Here is a 19,553-nt window from a genome sequence, read left to right as displayed (position 1 = left end):
GAATACCGGGTGCTTTGCTTAACCAGAGCAAAGCACTTTTTTCATTCATCCAGTCCACTGTGGCATCGAGCCTATTTTCGTGTAAAATGCAAACTTACCTACTATACTAAAGGAGAATAAATTGTATTGGAGGAATCAGAATATGCATATAGAAATGTGGACTGACTTCGCTTGACCGTTTTGCTATATTGGCAAAAGGCATCTGGAGGATGCCATTAAACAGATTGATCATCCAATTGAAGTCACTTATCGATGCTTCGAGCTGGACCCAGCAGCGGAACGGGATATAAAAGATAATATGTATGAAAAACTGGCCAAAAAATATGGGATGAGTATTGAACAGGCAAAAGCCAATACTCGCAACGTGGTCCAAATGGCTAAAAATGCCGGGCTGGAATTTAATATGGATACAGTCGTTTTGACTAATACGTTTGACGCGCACCGTTTAGCCATGTTTGCAAAGTCCAAGGGTTTAATGAAAGAGATGACTGAGCGGCTGCTGCGCGCTTATTTTACGGAGTCCAAGCATATTGGCGATCATGCAGCTTTAACGGAGATGGCTGTGGAAGTTGGACTGGACCGTGAAGCTGTAGAAAAAATGCTTGCAAGCAATGAAATGGCGGATGCAGTACGTGCGGATGAGCAAACAGCCCAGCAATACCGTATTACAGGTGTTCCGTTTTTCCTTATCAATAAAAAGTACGCTCTTAACGGTGCTCAGCCAACTGAAATGTTTGTCAAAGCCTTGGAGAAAGTCATCGCAGAGGATGAAATAAAGGTTCTAAACAATGATGATGGTGTCATCTGTGATGAAGACGGCTGTGAGATTCCGAAAAAGTAATGGAGCAGAGTTAAGCTTACTACCGCTAATTTTTAAAAAACGGGGAAATGACCTTTTTGCAGACCAAATCACTATGATTTGGTCTCGTTTTGTTTCATAAACGCCAATCGTCACGGAAAAGTGAAAATAAATTAAATATGCAGCAAAAAATGGTTCCCTGAAAAAGTCCAATTAGGACGGCTCAATACTTTCTTTCTCTTATTAAAACTCTTTATTAATGCCATCCATACCAATCCCTCCTTTTTTCCCCTTCATACCCATTTAAACCTTATGCTTTAAATGGCTCCGTTCGAAACATTTTTAGAGAAGAAGGAAAAACTAAGATCAAACCTCATAAAGGAGTGCATAAATAGATGAGTGAAGATGAAAAATACAGCGATTTTTCCAATGTTGAAAAACAGCGGAACTTCCTGACTGCAGAAGAGTTTCCAGAGGGTCCTTTTGGCTCCCCGATTCGTGCAGACGAACCAGTTGAGAATAAAAGCACGCCTTGGAGAGAGGGACAGCAGTACTACAGTAACTTCACATATGAATTTAGAAACCTTCACCAGGATATGCCGCGGCAATTTCCAGGGGCACATCCAACTCATGATGAAAAAAGCAAGGACGAGGAAGAACCTTATACTTGATCATAACGGGAGACTGCTAATGCAGTTTCCCTTCAATAAAATAGTATAGCATCACTTAGCCTGTGGCCGTTCTCTGTAGCTTTTCTTATTTCTCATGATAATCCAAACAATAAAACAAATTAAGATTAATACACTTTCCAAAGTAAAAATATACCAGGGATAGGGGCCGAGAACATCAAATAAACTGTGGTTTTTCGGTTTGTGGCGCAAAAACCAATAATTTCCGTCTGCCTGGTGGTTTATGAACAAGATCACAGGCAGCAGCAAATTAATAAACACAATTAGTTTTATGAAAGACCGGAATGTTGGGTAATAGCCTTTTGCCCAAGTGAAATACAAGGTTACCCAGATAACCATTACATGTCCATAGAAAAAATGAAAGAATCGAAAATGAGGAAAATTGTATGTCAAAGCAGGGGTAATGATTGCTTGTGTAGCGCCTAATATGGCAATAAAAAATAACAATTCATAAAAAACTTTTTTTCTGGTTAAAAGCAATATCATACATAAAATAAGGGCGATATTGCATAGTTCCAAAGGCAGTGAACGGCCTGTTTTCCATACTCCATGCACATACATCCATACATGATTCAACCCCTCCATCCATATCAAGGAAATGGCTGCTCCTATTTCTGCTTTTCTCCACTTAGGATGATTTAACTTTTTTCGGAATATAAAAATGGCGATAGAAACTAGTATAAAGATGGCCAATGCTGACAAATGGATTCCGGAATACATTTCAAACGTACGAGATTTTTGACTGTGGCCAAACCAATCCATTTTTCCAACCCCTAATTTGATAATAGAGCAAATATAAGATGTGCATTAGAGTCGGATATTATACGGCTATTCTGCGTTTTCAGTCCGGTTAGGGAAATGGGATTATATTTATAAAACCGAATATATGTTCTATAATAAGAGTGAATAACTTTTCGAGGTGGATTATGAAGGTAATCATTGAAACAATTCTAAACATTGAAGGAAACCGGGGGATGCGGCGGGGTGCATTTTATATCCCCAATAAGGACTTTCGTCTAGATCCTGATTTCGCTGTTAGCATAGCTGCATATAAATGGATTCAGCAGCAGCAGAGGGAGACAGGCAACAGGAAAACCCTAATTGAAAAGGTTACCTGGGATGAGCAGCATGATATTACGGAAGAGGTGAAGCGGATTCAGCCGGTGATAAAGGATGACTTGCCTTTCTAAACTTTGAAATTTTCATTTGACGGAAAATCATTACAGCAGTGAAGGATTATCTCAGCCTAGGGGCAGGCTTAGTAATGGCTGTTTTTGATAAGGGTGCTGGGAATGAAAAAACACTTAGCCCCTATTTTTTACTGTTTAATAGTATAAATTCCATTATTACTGGGCACTACTCGAAGTATGATTGATTCTTAAGAGGGTGCATTGGTTGAAAAAGGAAAACAAAAATTTATTTATAGCAGGTTTTATCCTGGGATTAGGGTTAGTAGGTGCGATCGATGGAATCCTTTTTCATCAGCTGCTGCAATGGCACCATATGATTGATAGCCCTGATTTACAGCTTGAAATTTTTACCGATGGGCTATTCACTGCGTTATTTTCAGCGAAGCTCGTTTGGGGCGGAATGAAAATTTTTAGGGATGCCCGCAGGAATGAACTTGGAGATAGCTGGAAAATTTTCCTCGGCGGTATTTTTATCGGCGGCGGCACCTTCAATCTCGCAGAAGGCATTATCGATCATCATATTTTGCAGGTCCATCGTGTGAAACCAACGGCTGAAAATCCTTTGCTGTACGATTTAGCGTTTTTGGCTATCGGGCTTTTGCTGGTCATCATTGGTTTTATGATCAAGCGGATGGAAAAAGCGGCTTAATGATGTTAAAAGTGAGGCTTTTTTATATGAACGGGATAAAGAGTTTTTTAAGCTTCCTCATACTCTTTTTGGGGTTCTTCTTTTATTATACAAGTCAAAATCCGCATAAAGATCATGTGGCCTCTGGGGCATCTAATATGCATGGCGGACATGAAGCTGTAGAAATTCCGGAAGGATTTGAAGTGCCGAATGTGGACATTCATGTTACTCAAGACCGCTCAGGCACCTGGCTTTTAAAAATGGAGACAGCTCATTTTACCTTTGCACCTGAAAAAGCGGGGGAGAATGAGCCGAGCTATAATGAAGGCCATGCCCATTTATACATCAATGGAGAAAAGATCACTCGATTATACGGCGAGTATTATCATCTGGGATCGTTGAAAAAAGGCAAAAATGAAATAACTGTTACGCTAAATTCGAATAACCATGGGATTTTAAGCTACAAGGGAAGGCCGATTGAAAGCAGTCTGGCAGTGGATGCAGCTTCTTAACTCTATTCCTGAATAGAAAAGGACCATTTCCGGTCCTTTTCTTTATTTCTGATAGGCCTTTTCAAATTCCTCGCGTTTCAATTCCTCCCCCTTTTTTCCTTCAAACCTCAAGCCCCATCCTGAAAGTGCGGCAAATAGCATCACTAATAAGAGGAACCAGCCTTGAAACACATAAGGAAATACCTCGGTTGGCCCTACCATTGGCAGGAAATCATATTGGTCTGCTGCACCTTTGATTGTCGCCCAGGCAAGCAATACACCGCCGCTCCACGGAAAGATATAGCCTAATGAAGAGGAAACGGTATCGAGGAAATTGGCGCGCCGATAAGGATGAAGATGAAATTCCTTTCCAAGCTGCCGGACGAAAGGGCCGGCTGTGATTTCGGCTGCAGTATTAATGGTGATAAAAATGTTCAGGAAAGCAACGATCCCATAAATCGAAAGCTCTGCACGCCGTACAACACCGTTGATGATTTTTAGAAAAAAGTTCTTAATACGCTCCATCGTTCCGGCAAGCTCCATGATATGGGCTGCTGCAAGAATAAAGAGGATCAGGATGGCCATGTTAAAATATCCGCCGATTCCGCTCATCAGCGCTCCGCCGACAACTGGATTCCCTGCTTCATCTTTTGAAAAATGAATAACGGTTGATAAAGACGTGCCCGTTAAAAAGATCATCGCAATCGATGCAACAATCCCCCAAGTTAATGTTGTTACAAGGTGCCGGCCTCGAAGTGCTAATGTCAGCACCAGGACAAATGGGATCAGCATAAATAATCCGATCGGAGACACCTGCTCTTTCAGCTGTGCAATGACTTCAGGATTCTCCACACCTGCGCCTCCTCCTCCGAAAATAATAAACATGATAAACGCAGGTATGGCTGCGGCTAGTGAATATTTTATGCGTGAACGAACAACGCCTGGTACATCCGCCTCCTGCGTAGTTGCAGAGACGATCGTTGTATCAGAAACCGGAGCAAGATTATCGCCAAACACAGCTCCACTTAAAATGGCTGCCAGCAGAATGACGGGATCTGCCCCTAAAATGATGCCAGCAGGGTACATGAGTATTCCGAAAGTGGCTACCGTTCCATACCCTGTGCCGACTGCCGTGGAGAATAATCCGGCGAGAAGAAAGGTAACGCCAACGAGCAATCCGCCCTGAAGGTTTGTAACAAAACCGAACCAAATCAACCCTTCAACAAGGCCGCCGGCTGCCAAGAGTTTTGCAAACATTCCAGCCCAAAACCAGGCAATGACGGAAATAACGCCAATCGGCTGTGCCATTCCGGTAATAAGGGCTTGTGCATAATGACGCCACTTCGATTTGCAGAAAAATAAACCGAATGCGATTCCCATGACCATCCCCAGCACAAGCGCTTCTTCTGTAACCAGCTTAAGGACACTCAAAACAATAGCCCAGATGATAAAAAACAGGAGAGGGAGGGTAGAACTGAATGCTCCGCCATAAAATTCAAGGTGATCGATTTCCATTTCCCCAACAGCCTCTGTAACGGCTGCTTCTTGTTCTTGCATTTGCTTGTCGTCATTATCCATAGCAAATCCTCCATTCAAACAAACTGAATCTTCATTAAGGTTTCACAGATGGCGGGAAAAGATTCTTTCAACAAGAGTTAGAAGAGAAAAATTTAATATAAAGAAGGAAAATTAAGTATTTAATTGTCAAATGATAAAAGATTATCAAAGGAGGGTATTGGTTCATTTTCAGCTTTTTTACTGCCATTAATTAAGCTGGAATGAAAAAATGTTATTGTATTTTAGTAACAAGTCACCTGCTCGTCTTATAAAAGGAACAATTTATACATACGTTATGCCACTGGGTTCAGAGAAAATCTCTGAGCTTTTTGTGTGTACATACAATGCATAAATGGCTGGCACTGTACCAAGTTACAGTCCTTGCTTCCAGGTATTTTCATCCTATAGGTTCGATGCTATACTTTTATTTTGGGCATCGAAAGGAATGTTATATATGAAAAATGTGTTGGTGTTTTTAACTCAGCTCTTTTTACTTTGGTTTATATATCAATTTGCCAGCTTCATAGCAGGAGCCCTGCATTTGCGTATACCTGCAAGTGTCCTGGGAATGATTTTTCTATATATTCTATTATCAAGCGGAATGGTGAAAATGCGTTTGATTGAGAAAGGTGCAAACTTTTTAATCAAACATCTTGCCTTATTTTTTGTCCCTTTTGCTGTTGGTTTGATGAATTATACAGGACTTATCAAAGCGAGCGGAGTTCAGCTGCTGCTTATGATTGCGGGCAGCACGATAATAGGCTTGCTGATCACTGCCGGAATAACCCAATCTTTAACAAGAAGGGAGAACGAACGAACACATCATGAACGATCACATTCTCACTCTCATTAGTATATTTCTGACATTGGCTGTGTATTTGGTGGCAGTGGTGCTATCGCGGCGGGTGGCTTCTCCTTTTACAACACCTATATTGACTGCCACGATCGCAATGATTGTGATTCTTGGCTTATTGGATATCAGTTATGAGCAATATTCCGCAGCGAAGGAGTGGATTACATCCTTACTGGGCCCCGCTACGGTGGCACTTGCTGTTCCACTCTATCAAAATAGGGAGATGATCAAGGAAAGACTATGGCCGACTGCATTTGGCCTGGTAATTGGAACACTCTCAACGATTCTCTCAGCCGTCTGGATTTCCAAGGCATTAGGATTATCTGAAACAATCCAGGCAACATCTGCAGTAAAGGCAGTCACAACACCAGTCGCCATTGAAGCAGTTGTCCTGATCGGCGGAGATCCAGCTCTTGCGGCGGCTTTTGTGATCAGTTCCGGTATTTTTGGAGCCGTGTTTGGACCAGCTCTTCTATCCTTTATGAAAATCTCTGACCCGTTTTCACGCGGGCTTGGCATCGGAACTGTTTCCCATGGAATCGGAACAAGCCAGGCAGTTGTGGAGGGGCCGCTTACAGGAGCCGTTTCCAGTGTGGCGATGGGCGTTTCGGCTGTTATTACTTCATTCATTCTGCCGTGGGCTTATCCTCTTCTTCAGTTATAAAAACCATTTCCTATAGATTTTTTCGCTTCAGTCTCATGACTGAAGTTTTTTTATGGAAAGGCTCTTTTCGTAAAGATTGTTGCTTTTTGAAGGAGAACTTAGTTTAATAAACTGAGTTGATTGTAGCGGAGGGCACTTGACTCCAGCTCAGATAAGAGGGAAGTGTGAGACCAACAGGCGAAGCTAAGGAGGCTCGCCGTGGAAAGCAAGTGTCCGGAGCGGAAATCAACGGGCAAAATTTAAAAACTAAAACAACAATCTTTGAGAAAAGAGCCATTGGAAAATAAAGAGGTTTTTAAGAATTTTGTAAGAGCATTCTTTTATGATTAGTTTGTGCTCAATTTAGCGTAGGGGGTATTTCATGTACGCAGGAGACTCACAGAAAGAAAGAATGGCCGGATGCCAATTTACAAAGACAGAAATGATGAATGGCTTTCTGCCCATTCTGGACACCTTCATGGCGGTTCTGATTGGGGCTCAAGGAGAGTTATTAAAATATAACGAACCATTCAGACAATTTTTAAATAAGGGTCCTTTTCTTCCTTATAAACAGCATTTTATAGAGGATATTTTCTATGAACTTAGAGATCAGCAGGTCTCTAATGCCATATTTTCAGCAGTTGATCAACATGGGCAGTGGGCAGGCAGGCTGCAGATAATTAGCGGTGATACTGATAAAAGCACAGCCTATGTCCAAATTGCACGAATAAAGGAGGATAAGGGCCCAAATTACTTCCTTTTAGGCTTTGAGGCTGATTTGAAAAGTTCAGAAGAGGATATATGGAAGAAATTGGCCTATACGGATGAATTGACAGGTCTTTCAAATTGGCGGAAATTCCGGGAGCAGCTTTCAGCTGCCAAAAGGGAAAGTGATTTCCTTCAAAAGCCTTTTGGACTGCTCTTCATCGATATCGATCATTTTAAAGAAATTAATGACGAGTATGGTCATCTTGCGGGGGATCATTTTCTTAAGCTTTGTGCCGATATAATAAAAGAATCATTAGGAGAACATATGCATGCATTCCGTAAGAGCGGAGATGAATTTCTTGTCATAATCAAAGAAAGGACCCAAATTGAACATACTTCGAACTTAATCAGAAGCCGCTTAACAGGCGAGTTTTTGATAGGAAGCTCACTGAAAAGTGTAAGTGTGAGCATCGGGGCAAGTATTTACCCTGCATGCGGACATGATGAGGATTCCATCATTCATCAAGCGGATTTGTCCATGTATGAAGAAAAAATGCGAAGAAATAAAAGAGGTGTAAGAAGTGGAGATTAAACGGGAGACACAAGCTGGTTTAGTAATCAATGAGCAGCAGGCAGGTCCCATTTTCAATATGCTGACAGCAACGATTGAAAGATCAAAAACACCCATAACGGCTGTTTTCTTAAGTTTTTACGCAGATAGTATGATTTCTATTGATAAAGAAATGATTGAAGAAGAGCTCACCTTATATTTTAACAGTAAAATCAGGCAAACAGATATCCTGATCAAGTTATCAAAGCCGCATCAATGGTGTGTCATTCTGCTGCAAAGCAAAGAAGAAGAGGCTAACGCGTTTCTGAAACGGCTTTTTCATAGTATTCAAAATGAACAAAGTACGATGTTTGTGTCTAATCAACTTGCACTTTCTGCGAGTGTAATAGAAATCAGAAGCAGTTCAGTTGAGTATGAAGGGTTCATGCGCTGCGGCTGCGAGTCCTTGGAGAATTCTATTAGATTAGGAGATTGGCAGATTGAATATGTTGAAGATTTTAAAGAAATTGCCGTAGAGAATATTAAGGTAAGTATCCTTGAACAAGATGAAGTTTTCAGCCGGATTTTGTCGATAAGTTTGGAAAATCTTCAATTGGATCGAATTAATCTTGAAATCAAATCTTTTCAGGACGGCTTTGAGTTTCTTGAATCAGATTGGCACTCGTCCAGCCATACCCATTTAGTGATTATGAATGATATTTTGCCCAGAAAAAATGGGTTTGAGGTGCTGCATACGATCCGAAAATGGCCAAACAACAAAAGATTTATTATTTTTATGCTGACGAAAAGAACGGCTGAAGAGGATATGATTTTTGCTTTTGTCAAAGGGGTGGATGCCTATTTGGCTAAGCCCTTTAATATACGCTTATTTGAAGCCCAAGTGAAAGGAACGCTGGAAAGGCTATGGAAATGATTGGTGTAACCATTGGAGTGTTATCAGTATTCATTCTGGCTATGTTGGTGATATTGCTTAGCTTAGCGGTGTATATTTCTCGACAATATGAAAGAAAACGCCGCTTAATCGTTCAAAAGAACGCCTGCTTAAACAAGATTTTGCCGATTTGGCATGATTATTTAGTAAAGGACCAGGAAGCAGATCTCACAGAACTGGCGCCAGCCAGCAAAATAGAGTTTGAAGTAACTGAAAGAATACTGCTCAGCTATGTAAAGAATTTTTCGAATCGGGAAATTCAAGCTAAAGTAAAAGAATTTGCTAATCAGTTTCTTAAAGATTATTATTCTGCTTTCTTAAAAAGCAAAAAATGGAGCTTAAGGATGAATGCTTTTTACAGAATAGCTGATTTTCAGATGGACTCATTGCTGGATGTGTGCAGGATGCAAGAAGAGAAAGGGTGCTCCAGGGAAGAGCTGCAGCAAATTTATAAAATATATGCCCTCCTGGACATTGAGAATTTGGCTGCCAAGCTGCGAACAGAACAGGAAAGCTTGGGAGAGTCCGGGTATAGAAGCCTATTTAATATTCTTTCTGAAAATGATTTGAAACAGATCGTGACACTTTTTGAGGAATTCCCGCAAAAATGCAAGTTAGCGATTTTGGATACTCTTGGTTATCAAAGGTTAACGGACTATATGCCGTTATTTGAGAGGCAGCTGCTGAGCAGAGACCAGGAAATGAGGATACGTTCCTTAAAAGCAATTTATGAAACTGGCTGGGTGGTTAGCCCTGCTCAGTTTTTGCATTTTGTGGAGTCGCCCATTTGGGAGGAAAGGCTGCTGGTGACTAAATTATTGGGACGCCTGCCGCTCGAGGAAACCTATCCGTACTTAAAGCAATTACTTGAGGATCCCTCCTGGTGGGTGCGTGCAGAAGCGGCCAAGACAATCGGAAAAATGAAAACAGGCAAAGAGAAGCTTTTGGAATTCATCAATCATACCAGTGACCAATATGCAAGGGAGATGGCCAATGAAATACTTAAGAAAGGAATGTAAAAGATGAATATGCAGGAAGTTACAGAAAAAATCGGATTGTTCTTCGGAAGTGCCATCCTTCTATATATGGTGATTGTGATTTTAGCCTATACACTTATGCTGGCAATTGCTTTTATTCATATTCGAAAATATTCCTTACTGGATAAAGAGGAAGCAGATGAAGAAAACCTGGGCAGTATTCATATGAAGCCCATCTCTATCATTGTTCCTGCTTTCAATGAGGAAGCGGGAATCCTGGATACAGTTCATTCTTTACTGTCGCTCCGATTTCCGCAGACTGAAATTATCATTGTGAATGATGGATCGACAGACAGCACGCAGCAAAAATTGATACAGGAGTTCCATTTCCGTGAAGCAGATAAGGTGATAAGGAAGGAACTTCCAACAAAGTCAATTACCAGGGTCTTTCAGTCTGCCGTTCACCAGGGGGTATGGCTCATCGAGAAAGAAAACGGCGGAAAGGCCGATGCATTGAATGCTGGTATTAACTTTTCCAGGTATCCCTATTTCTGCTCGATAGATGGCGATTCGATCTTAAATGAAAAATCGCTCCTAAGGGTAATGAAACCAATCATCTCCTCGGATGGAGATGTGATTGCGGCAGGCGGGAATGTCAGAATCGCCAACGGCAGTTTTATTCAATCAGGCACTGTGATGGAAACGATCCTGGCAAAAAATTATTTGATCGTTATGCAGGTGATTGAGTATTTAAGGGCCTTTATGATGGGCAGGATTTCATTCAGCCGCTATAACCTGGTGCTAATTATTTCCGGAGCTTTCAGTGTGTTCTCTAAGGAGTGGGCCGTGAAAGCTGGAGGCTATGCGATAAATTCCATTGGAGAGGATATGGAGCTGGTTGTAAAACTCCATCGGTATATAAAGGAAAATAATTTAAAGAAAAGCATTGAATTTGTTCCTGATCCGGTTTGCTGGACGGAGGCACCTGAGAAAATCTCCACATTGAGAAAACAAAGGAGAAGATGGCATCAAGGCCTCATAGAAAGTTTATGGAAACATAAACGAATGACGCTTAATCCGAAATATGGAGCTGTTGGCATGGTTTCCTTTCCGTATTTCTGGTTTATAGAATGCCTTGGGCCGGTTATTGAGCTGGGCGGATACATATATATCATAGCCGCATTTTTCATGGGGGACATTTATTTTGAATTTGCTGTTTTATTGGCTCTTTTATTTATTCTTTATGGAAGTGTGCTATCGATTGCTTCCGTCCTCCTCGATGCTTGGAGCAAAGACGTATATCCAAGGAAAAGCGACCTATTCCGGCTTATCTTCATGTCACTGACTGAAGTGTTTTGGTATAAACCGATTTCACTTCTCTGGCGGATGGAGGGCTTGCTATTCTTCCTGATCAGAAAGCAGGAATGGGGAGATATGCAGAGAATCGGACATTCAACGAAAGGAAAATCTGTATGAAACGCTTTTATGCTGCAGGAGCAATACTTGTGATTCTTTTTATTTTGCCAATTGTTTGGTGGCATCTGGAAGACTCTAAGAAAGTCAAAGTAGCCATTCTTGATAAGACAGTCCCGAGTGAATCCTACCGGGAACATCAGGGGATCACCTGGGTGCTTAATCATATGAAATATGAGAATGGCAGCGGCAATCCGATCCAGGCATACACCGATTATTACGGATTCAAGCCCCAAGAAAAAAGTAAAAGCTACACCATCAAAGATTTTCCATCCGATTTCTCAGATTATGATATTATCTATGCCGCTGACACTTATGGGGTGTATGAAGATGATCTTCCATGGCTTGAGAAGAAAAGAGAGGGCTCAAGGTCAGGCAAACTTTATGGCGGGCTGGAGGAAGGCGAGTGGAATGCGATTCTCGATCGGCTGATTCAAAAGAAAAAAAGCCTGTTTATCGCAGAATTTAATACATTTGCTTCACCGACCCAAACAACTGTCAGGGAGTCTGTTGCCGACTACCTTGGAATAGAATGGAGCGGGTGGACTGGCCGATATTTTGAAGAGCTGGATCCTGATAAGAACAAGGAAATCCCCCAATGGATCCTCGACGAATTTCAAGATGGGTGGAAATATAGCGGTGAAGGCTTCATTCTTGTTAATGATCTGGATTATCAAGTTGTCGTACTTGAACAGGGAAAACATATAAATGAAGGCGGCATAAATCTTTCTTTTACAGATACCGGTAAAAAGCGGTTTGGAATTGAAGGGAATCCAGAGTACAAATATTGGTTTGATATTGTAACGCCAAAGAGCGGGAGCGAAGTGCTTGCAAACTATCAATGGGACCTTACTAAGCAAGGCAAAAGATTACTGGAGGAAAAAGGAATTCCGTCCGAATTTGCAGCTGTATTGGCTAATCAGTCTGGATCTGCTGCCAGTTATTATTTTGCAGGAGACTTTAACGATATCGAAAAAGTGCCTTCGTTTTACAAAATGAAAGGGCTCGATGCTGCCTACCGGGTTGGGCTGAAATATTCGGAGGAAGCTTTTTATTGGTCTGCATATGTCCCAATGATGAAAAGTATTTTACAGGATTTTTCTGTAAGTCAGGGGGCGCACAAATCAAAAGCAGATTCCCTTCAATACAAAGCCAGGGTAAATCAGGATACTTTTGAGGTTTATAAGAATGATAAATGGGTCTCCATGCCTGTAAAAGGTGTCAATATTGGAATGGGAAAACCAGGTTATTTTCCCGGAGAAGCGGCGATTACCGAAGAAGAATATTATCGGTGGTTTGAAATGATCGGGGAAATGAATGCCAATAGCATCCGTGTCTATACACTTCACCCGCCTGGCTTTTATCGTGCATTAAAACGATTTAATGATAATCATGAAGAGAAACTATATGTTTTTCATGGTGTATGGATCAATGAGGAAAATCTGGAAGAGTCGATGGACGCTTTTGAGGAAAAGAATCTCAATGAATTTCAGGAAGAGATGAAGAAAATGGTGGATGTCGTCCATGGAAATAAGGTGGTCAATCCAGAACCAGGGCATGCATCAGGGGTTTATCGGGCAGATGTATCCGAGTATGTGATCGGGTGGCTGATTGGGATCGAGTGGAACCCGTATATGGTTGAAAACACCAATAATATACATGAAGGAATGCCGGATTATGCAGGGAAATATTTTCAGACAAAAGGCGGCCAACCCTTTGAAGTTTGGTTAGCCCGGCAGATGGATGCCATGGTTGAGTATGAAAAGGAGCAATATAATTGGATCAGACCGCTCAGTTTTACAAACTGGGTAACGACAGATATTCTTGATCACCCTTCTGAACCGAATGATCAAGAAGACCTTGTCAGTGTAGATCCAAATGTTATTTATGCGAAAGCGGACATGAAGAAGGCTGGGCAGTTTGCATCCTACCATATTTACCCGTATTATCCCGATTTCTTTAACTATGAAGAATCCTATCAACAGTATAAAGACCATAGAGGGGAAAACAACAGTTATGCAGCCTACTTGAATGATTTGCATCAGGCACATAGGCTGCCCATTCTGGTTGCAGAATTTGGCGTTCCGGCTTCGAGGGGCATGACACATGAAAATCCTTTTGGCTGGAACCAGGGTTTCTTATCCGAAAAACAGCAGGGCGAAATCGTCAGCCGCTTATATGAAGATATTATGGCCGAGGAGCTCCTTGGGGGAATGATTTTCACCTGGCAGGATGAGTGGTTTAAACGGACATGGAATACGATGGATTATGATAATCCTGATCGCCGTCCATTCTGGTCCAATTCCCAAACCAATGAACAGCAATTCGGGCTTTTAAGTTTTGACCGCCATAAAATCCGGGTGGACGGGAAAGCGGAAGAGTGGCAGAGCCCGCCCCTGTACAAAGGCAGCCACATTAGATCAATGTATGCTGATCATGATGAGAGATACCTTTATTTGAGAATGGATCTTGATTCCAAGAACAAAGGCTACCCGATGATTCTGCTGGATGTCATACCAAACCAGGGGAACCACTTTATTAATGGACGTGATCTTCCTTCTTTTTCTAATGGGGTTGAATTTATTATTAACCTGGATGAAAAAGAATCCAGAATGATGGTGGATACGTATTATGATCTCTTCCAATTCCAGTACGGCCATCAATTGGGAATGATTAAACCAAAGCCGCCATTGCCTAAGAAAAACAGCGGGAATTTCTCAAGGATTGAATATGTGTTAAGCAGGGAGCTTTTTATCCCTTCGCAAAATCGAACGATTGACTTTAAAAGCTATGAAACTGGCAAGCTGCAATTAGGGAATGGAAACCCGGATTCAAAAGAGTACGATTCTCTGGCAGACTATGCGGTTTCAAAAAATGGTACAGTAGAAATTCGTATCCCATGGCTGCTGCTGCAGGCGAAGGATCCAAGCCAAAGAGAGTTCATGGGGGATATCTATTCCAAAGGACTGGAAGGAAACATCAAAATCGATCAAATCAGCATCGGGGCATTATATTTTGATGAACAACACAACCTGATTGATTCATTGCCTAATGTAAGAGAAGGAAAACTGGGGATCATGAAGGGGTATAGCTGGAAGAAATGGGAGAAGCCATTGTCAGAAGAAAGGCTTAAGCAGTCTTACAAAAAAATTAAAGAATTATTTGGGGAGTATTAAAAGTTCAGAGGGGCGCTGGCCCTTCTGAACTATTTTAATTCTTGTAAAGCTTTTGCTTTTCGGGCGGGTAACGAAGTTTAATCAACGGGCATGAATAATATGGCTATTTATTCGAAAAGAACCTTTAATAAATAAGCTTAGCATACAAATCCTGTATTTTTGATGCAGGATCCAATGCTAGTTCATCATTCAGAAGCTCTGCGTATTGCTGATATGTCCGGATGGCATCCGTTTGCATTCCCAATTCAGCATAGATTTCCATGAGATTCAATACAGCATATTCAGAATAAGGCTCTATTTTTTTGTATATTTTTAAAAGTGAGATGGCTTTATTAGGATCTTTCCGTTTTAATTCCTTAATTGCCTCGGATAGCAGAAGAGTTAGGGTTTGCTCATAGGACTCAGCATATTCATATCCCCATTCATAGCCATCCTCCTCAAGAAACGCTCCTTTATACAATTCAATTGCTTGATCAAGGGCTTTATAATCAGGCTGATTGCCGCTTAGCGCCAATTTTGCCAGCCTGTTAAATTCCTTAGCATCGAAATAAATAGAATCCAGCAGCAAGCAGTAAGATTGATTTAAAAAGCTTATGGCTTCGGGGCAGCCCCATTCAGAAAGAAGCTTGCGTAAATAAGATAAACTAGTATGCAAGTAAGTCTTGGCGTTTTTATAGTCATGGCCGGGCCAAATTTTTTCTATAATGATGTCCCGATGTATGTATGAACCCATATTTATAAGAAGGAAAGCAAAAAGTTCTTTTGATTTAGCCGTCTTAAAGCGAATGGGTTTTCCATCAAAGAATATCTGGAGTTTGCTAAAGCAGCAGATTTTAATACGAGGCTCGTTTGAATCAGCTTGTGTTTTGCTTTTCGAAGTTTTGAGATTGCTTTTCAGTCTGTTAATTGTTTTCTCAAGTCTTTTGGCAGTTACCGGCTTTAAAAGATAGTCGATACTGTCGAGTTCGAATGCATTGACTGCATAGTTTGCATGTCCAGATACAAAGACAATTTGCGTATAAGGGTGTATAGATAATATTTCACGCGCCAGTTGGAGGCCATTTATTTCTCCCATTTCAATATCTAAAAAGGCGGCATCGATGGGCTTGTTCTTTAAATCACTAAGAAGCCTTTCGTGTGAAGTATACCTTCTAAAAACCTCCACCTCGGGAAAATCCTGAAGTTTTTTTTCCAGTGTCAGCAGTGAAAGCTCCTCGTCATCCACAAGGATTGTCCGTATCATGTAACCATCCTTTTCTTCTTTTACTAAGTATTTCCTTTTTTGGTATTATAACGTACTATTATAAAAAAGGCATAGTAATATGGCAGGAAATAAGTTTACTAGAAGGAGTTATTATGCAGCGAAAGGCAGCAATCATCGCTTCCATATTGGTTTGTGTATTTACCTTGATAAGTATATTAAGAGGTTCCGGCTTAAACTCGGAATCTGCTCCAATTGTAAAAAAGGGTGAATTGCACATAATCACTGCAAAGGAGCTTGTGGCTTTAAATGGGGAATGGCAATTTTATCCCAATAAGCTGGTTGAACCAAACGATATGGATGAAATCGCGCGAGAGACCATTTTTCAAGATGTACCGAAAAAGTGGGATTCTTTATTTATGCATAACAAACATCCAATTGAGGCAGGAACATATCATTTATCCATTACCGTTCCAGAAGATGGTCTATACGGTTTTAGAGCAGATTCAATCAGACATTCCAGCAGAGTGTTTGTAAACGGGCAAGAAGCAGGCGGAATCGGTAATCCAAGCATGGACCAAGAAGAATTTCAATATCGTGAAGGTCCATTCTTATTTTTCTCCATGAGCGAAAATACAAAACTCGATGTCCTTATTCATGTGGCAAACGGTTCCAGCCCAAACGGAGGAATAGTTAAGCCCATTTATTTTGGAAAAGCAGATCAGGTTATAGAGGAGTCTAATCAGAATAAGCTGACCGATGGCTTCATAACAGGCGGATACCTGCTGCTTGGCTTGGTGGTTCTGCTCCAATACTTTCAGCAGAGACAAGCAAAAAATGAGTTGTATTTTTCCATTTTTTGTTTCGCGCAAAGTGTTTATCTTTCTACACAGGATGAAAAATTAATTTATCTCTTTTTTTCTGAAATCTCTTCGGAAATGCTTTTGAGCTTGCAGCTGGTGTTCATTCATGCATCTGTTTTGTTTTTTCTGCTATTTGCCCATCATACATTCAGGAAGCAGGCTTCATTAAAAGCAACAAAGTGGCTATCCATCGTGATCATTATTAAAATTCTTTATCTTAGTATTCCATCTATATTAATTTGGCGTTATAAGACGATGCCTATTGAATTCTCGCAAATCAGCTTAATTGGTTTGCTCGCAATCGTTTATGGATATATCCTGTACATCCTTTTTAAAGCATACAGGCAAAAGGTGAGCAGCTGTGAGTATGTATTAATTGCGGCTATTTCATTTACTTGCTACGGAGTGGCGCTGGGCATCGAATTAGTGCTGCAGGTTGAAATAGGCCGAATCCCAGTCGTATTATTTGTCATTATGACCATAAGCCTGTCCTTCTATATCGGCCATTTGCGGCAGCTTGCATATAGGAAAATGGATAATCTTTCGAAAGAACTGCTGGTTCAGGACCAGCTGAAAAACGAATTTTTGGAAAAAACTTCAAATAAAATCAAAGGTCCATTACATACCCTTATGGGGCACACAATAAAGCTGATGGAAGGTGTAGGAGGCCCGATCAAGCAAAAGCAGCAGGAATTTATTCTGGAAATGCAGAATTCCGGCAATAAGATTGAGAAGCTTATTGACGATTTACGGTATGCCGCCTCTAATCAAAATTTGGCTTTAAACATCAGGCCTGTACCTCTTGAGATGATATCCGAAATGGTACAGGAACTGAGGGATATTCTGAAACTGCGAGCTGAAGTCAGCCTGGTGGATGATATACCGAAAATGCTGCCCAAAGTGCTGGCTGATGGGGAGAAATTAAAAGAGGTTATCATAAATGTGCTTGATAACGCCATTCGGCATACCGCTTCCGGCGAAATTCGGATTGGTGCTAAGAGAATGGATGGACGCATTCAAATGGAAGTGACAGATACGGGAATCGGGATGGATGCCCGGTACGTCAATAAAATCTTTGACACCTTCTACCAGATTCCCGAGCAAAGCAAGCACGACGGAATCGGAATAGGCTTAAGCATATCAAGGGAATTTATCAGGCTTATGAATGGCGAAATCTGGGTGAAGTCCACGAAGGGAATAGGAACCACCGTTTACATCCGTTTGCCTATTTATGAAGAAAAGAGTTATGAAGATATAAACGTAAAGAAACAAATATCAGCCGAACTGGAAATGTCTGATGAGTTGGGCACTTTCCCTCCCGAAGGGGAAGCCAATCAGCAAAAGAAAATTGTTTTTGCCGGTGCCAATTTGGAAGAGTATAGCGGCTTAATCGATTTTTTATCAAATTCGGGATTTTCGGTTACTCCTTGCAGAGATGGGAAAAGTGCTTATGATATGGTTATATCTGACTTTGCTGATTTGCTCATAATAGATTTGAATTTGCAGGGCCAGTCTGGCATGGCTTTATGCAAAGAGGTTAGAAGCAGATATCTTTTTACTGAGCTTCCCATCCTTATTCTGTCATCCACAAATCATGTAAAGAATGTAATCGATATGATGGATACAGGGGCCAACGATTTCGTACAAAAGCCCATAAATGAATTTGAACTTTTATCCAAAATCAAATCCTTATTTGCCATGAAGGAATCCGTTACACGTTCCATTCATAATGAATTAAGTTATTATCAGGCACAAATTACTCCGCATTTTTTATACAACACATTAAATACCATTATTGGATTGAGTTATCATAATCCGGATCTTGCGAGAGAGGCTCTTGAACATCTTTCGGTATATTTCCGCTCAAAGCTTGATTATACAAAGCACCACAGTTTGGTCTCCCTTGAAGAAGAAATAGAATTAGTGGAATCCTACCTGGCCATTGAAAAGATCCGGTTTGGCGATCAGCTCGCCATTGAGCTGGATATTGACGAAAGCATCGAAATGATGCTTCCATCCATGACCATCCAGCCGCTAGTAGAAAATGCTGTCCAGCATGGGATATCAAAAAAGAGAGGCGGGGGACGAATCAAACTATCCATCCGCCAAAAAGAAAAACAAGCAGAAATAATCATCGAAGATAATGGCATTGGCATGTCAAAAGATCGGCAGACCCGGCTTTTAAAGGGATATAACCACCGAATAGGCTTTATCAACCCATATACCAAGGTTAAATTAATTAGAAATGCAACCTTCGAATTATTTAGTGAGGAAGGCGCCGGGACAAAAATAGTCATTTCATTGCCGTATGAAAAATAGACATTTGAGAAGGATCGAGGCTGAAATGAAATTAGATGCCGGGTCCATTGGAATCCGGCATCAATTTTGAAGTTATTTACGTGCCAAAACGGAGCTGTTTTCAATATATCGGCCAGTTGCACGGATTTATCAGTCACTTGGTGAGGTAAATCGGTCCATTTTTGCATATATTGATACTACGTCAAGAAAACGGACAAATTAAATTGGGCACTTTCTTACTTTCTTCCTACCGCGCTATCGCTTGGTAACCTGGACAAATGATGATCTAACTTGCGTTACATCATNATTTGTCCAGGAAAAGGTTAAATTAGGCGACTTTCATTTTTGAGTAGTAAGCTTTTTCAAACTCCATCGGTGATTGGTATCCAATGGTTGAATGAATCCTCTCTGGATTGTAAAAACAAGTGATATACTCAAAAACTTCCTTTGTTGCCTCTGCTCTTGTCCTATATTTTTTCTGGTAGATCAATTCTTTTTTAATAAT

General features: G+C 40.9%; 17 protein-coding genes. 13 read left to right on the top strand and 4 right to left on the bottom strand.

What is annotated here, in order from left to right; all coding sequences use genetic code 11:
- Positions 1 to 187: 187 nt before the first annotated feature.
- Positions 188 to 841, top strand: coding sequence for a DsbA family oxidoreductase (locus L634_RS0113330; RefSeq protein WP_269521548.1), 654 nt, complete (start codon positions 188 to 190; stop codon positions 839 to 841).
- A 353-nt stretch (positions 842 to 1,194) separates the two neighbouring features.
- On the top strand, positions 1,195 to 1,470 hold the full coding sequence (locus tag L634_RS0113325) for a hypothetical protein (RefSeq protein WP_026582880.1): 276 nt from the start codon (positions 1,195 to 1,197) through the stop codon (positions 1,468 to 1,470).
- A 51-nt stretch (positions 1,471 to 1,521) separates the two neighbouring features.
- Here the strand turns inward: L634_RS0113325 and L634_RS0113320 are convergent, their stop codons facing one another.
- A complete protein-coding gene (locus L634_RS0113320; RefSeq protein ID WP_026582879.1) occupies positions 1,522 to 2,250 on the bottom strand; it encodes a YwaF family protein in 729 nt (242 codons plus the stop codon).
- Positions 2,251 to 2,414: 164 nt separating this feature from the next.
- Here L634_RS0113320 and L634_RS0113315 point away from each other — a divergent pair, with 164 nt between their 5' ends.
- From L634_RS0113315 to L634_RS31115, 3 genes are all read left to right on the top strand, one after another.
- Entirely contained in the window at positions 2,415 to 2,678 is a 264-nt protein-coding gene (locus tag L634_RS0113315; RefSeq protein WP_026582878.1) for a hypothetical protein, read from the top strand.
- 205 nt (positions 2,679 to 2,883) lie between these two features.
- The gene (locus L634_RS0113310; protein WP_026582877.1) at positions 2,884 to 3,327 is read left to right on the top strand and encodes a DUF2243 domain-containing protein; all 444 of its coding nucleotides are present in this window, start codon (positions 2,884 to 2,886) and stop codon (positions 3,325 to 3,327) included.
- A gap of 26 nt (positions 3,328 to 3,353) precedes the next feature.
- Positions 3,354 to 3,818 (top strand): hypothetical protein, encoded by a 465-nt coding sequence (locus L634_RS31115; RefSeq protein WP_157452397.1) that lies wholly within the window; start codon positions 3,354 to 3,356, stop codon positions 3,816 to 3,818.
- A 42-nt stretch (positions 3,819 to 3,860) separates the two neighbouring features.
- On the opposite strand, the gene L634_RS0113300 is transcribed toward L634_RS31115, so the two are convergent.
- On the bottom strand, positions 3,861 to 5,375 hold the full coding sequence (locus L634_RS0113300) for a Na+/H+ antiporter NhaC family protein (RefSeq protein ID WP_232233762.1): 1,515 nt from the start codon (positions 5,373 to 5,375) through the stop codon (positions 3,861 to 3,863).
- Positions 5,376 to 5,808: 433 nt separating this feature from the next.
- On the opposite strand from L634_RS0113300, the gene L634_RS0113295 reads away from it, so the two are divergent.
- The 7 genes from L634_RS0113295 to L634_RS0113260 all read left to right on the top strand — a co-directional run bounded on the left by L634_RS0113295 (position 5,809) and on the right by L634_RS0113260 (position 14,686).
- Positions 5,809 to 6,207, top strand: coding sequence for a CidA/LrgA family protein (locus tag L634_RS0113295; RefSeq protein ID WP_026582875.1), 399 nt, complete (start codon positions 5,809 to 5,811; stop codon positions 6,205 to 6,207).
- A complete protein-coding gene (locus L634_RS0113290; protein WP_198029769.1) occupies positions 6,179 to 6,871 on the top strand; it encodes an LrgB family protein in 693 nt (230 codons plus the stop codon). Before L634_RS0113295 ends, L634_RS0113290 begins: the two co-directional genes overlap by 29 nt.
- A gap of 361 nt (positions 6,872 to 7,232) precedes the next feature.
- On the top strand, positions 7,233 to 8,150 hold the full coding sequence (locus L634_RS0113280) for a GGDEF domain-containing protein (protein ID WP_026582873.1): 918 nt from the start codon (positions 7,233 to 7,235) through the stop codon (positions 8,148 to 8,150).
- A complete protein-coding gene (locus L634_RS31110) occupies positions 8,140 to 9,042 on the top strand; it encodes a response regulator transcription factor (protein ID WP_051428328.1) in 903 nt (300 codons plus the stop codon). The genes L634_RS0113280 and L634_RS31110 overlap by 11 nt, the downstream gene beginning before the upstream one ends.
- Positions 9,033 to 10,079, top strand: coding sequence for a HEAT repeat domain-containing protein (locus tag L634_RS0113270; protein WP_026582872.1), 1,047 nt, complete (start codon positions 9,033 to 9,035; stop codon positions 10,077 to 10,079). The genes L634_RS31110 and L634_RS0113270 overlap by 10 nt, the downstream gene beginning before the upstream one ends.
- 9 nt (positions 10,080 to 10,088) lie before the next feature.
- The gene (locus L634_RS0113265) at positions 10,089 to 11,513 is read left to right on the top strand and encodes a glycosyltransferase family 2 protein (RefSeq protein ID WP_026582871.1); all 1,425 of its coding nucleotides are present in this window, start codon (positions 10,089 to 10,091) and stop codon (positions 11,511 to 11,513) included.
- A complete protein-coding gene (locus L634_RS0113260; protein WP_026582870.1) occupies positions 11,510 to 14,686 on the top strand; it encodes a hypothetical protein in 3,177 nt (1,058 codons plus the stop codon). The genes L634_RS0113265 and L634_RS0113260 overlap by 4 nt, the downstream gene beginning before the upstream one ends.
- Before the next feature lie 124 nt (positions 14,687 to 14,810).
- On the opposite strand, the gene L634_RS0113255 is transcribed toward L634_RS0113260, so the two are convergent.
- A complete protein-coding gene (locus L634_RS0113255; RefSeq protein WP_026582869.1) occupies positions 14,811 to 15,929 on the bottom strand; it encodes a response regulator in 1,119 nt (372 codons plus the stop codon).
- A 113-nt stretch (positions 15,930 to 16,042) separates the two neighbouring features.
- Here L634_RS0113255 and L634_RS0113250 point away from each other — a divergent pair, with 113 nt between their 5' ends.
- The gene (locus tag L634_RS0113250) at positions 16,043 to 19,069 is read left to right on the top strand and encodes an ATP-binding protein (RefSeq protein WP_026582868.1); all 3,027 of its coding nucleotides are present in this window, start codon (positions 16,043 to 16,045) and stop codon (positions 19,067 to 19,069) included.
- A gap of 307 nt (positions 19,070 to 19,376) precedes the next feature.
- On the opposite strand, the gene L634_RS32700 is transcribed toward L634_RS0113250, so the two are convergent.
- The gene (locus L634_RS32700; protein WP_442852701.1) at positions 19,377 to 19,538 is read right to left on the bottom strand and encodes an IS3 family transposase; all 162 of its coding nucleotides are present in this window, start codon (positions 19,536 to 19,538) and stop codon (positions 19,377 to 19,379) included.
- Positions 19,539 to 19,553 lie beyond the last annotated feature (15 nt).

The organism is Bacillus sp. J33, from assembly GCF_000518885.1.
Taxonomy (GTDB): Bacteria; Bacillota; Bacilli; order Bacillales; family Cytobacillaceae; genus Cytobacillus.
This window is presented reverse-complemented; position numbering and strand designations above follow the sequence as displayed.

What these genes read in the sequence shown, in the direction of transcription:
- L634_RS0113325 (WP_026582880.1), top strand. Translation starts at nt 1,195, where the DNA reads ATGAGTGAAGATGAAAAATACAGCGATTTTTCCAATGTTGAAAAACAG.
- L634_RS0113320 (WP_026582879.1), bottom strand. Translation starts at nt 2,250, where the DNA reads ATGGATTGGTTTGGCCACAGTCAAAAATCTCGTACGTTTGAAATGTAT.
- L634_RS0113315 (WP_026582878.1), top strand. Translation starts at nt 2,415, where the DNA reads ATGAAGGTAATCATTGAAACAATTCTAAACATTGAAGGAAACCGGGGG.
- L634_RS31115 (WP_157452397.1), top strand. Translation starts at nt 3,354, where the DNA reads ATGAACGGGATAAAGAGTTTTTTAAGCTTCCTCATACTCTTTTTGGGG.
- L634_RS0113300 (WP_232233762.1), bottom strand. Translation starts at nt 5,375, where the DNA reads ATGGATAATGACGACAAGCAAATGCAAGAACAAGAAGCAGCCGTTACA.
- L634_RS0113295 (WP_026582875.1), top strand. Translation starts at nt 5,809, where the DNA reads ATGAAAAATGTGTTGGTGTTTTTAACTCAGCTCTTTTTACTTTGGTTT.
- L634_RS0113290 (WP_198029769.1), top strand. Translation starts at nt 6,179, where the DNA reads ATGAACGATCACATTCTCACTCTCATTAGTATATTTCTGACATTGGCT.
- L634_RS0113280 (WP_026582873.1), top strand. Translation starts at nt 7,233, where the DNA reads ATGTACGCAGGAGACTCACAGAAAGAAAGAATGGCCGGATGCCAATTT.
- L634_RS0113270 (WP_026582872.1), top strand. Translation starts at nt 9,033, where the DNA reads ATGGAAATGATTGGTGTAACCATTGGAGTGTTATCAGTATTCATTCTG.
- L634_RS0113265 (WP_026582871.1), top strand. Translation starts at nt 10,089, where the DNA reads ATGCAGGAAGTTACAGAAAAAATCGGATTGTTCTTCGGAAGTGCCATC.
- L634_RS0113260 (WP_026582870.1), top strand. Translation starts at nt 11,510, where the DNA reads ATGAAACGCTTTTATGCTGCAGGAGCAATACTTGTGATTCTTTTTATT.
- L634_RS0113255 (WP_026582869.1), bottom strand. Translation starts at nt 15,929, where the DNA reads ATGATACGGACAATCCTTGTGGATGACGAGGAGCTTTCACTGCTGACA.
- L634_RS0113250 (WP_026582868.1), top strand. Translation starts at nt 16,043, where the DNA reads ATGCAGCGAAAGGCAGCAATCATCGCTTCCATATTGGTTTGTGTATTT.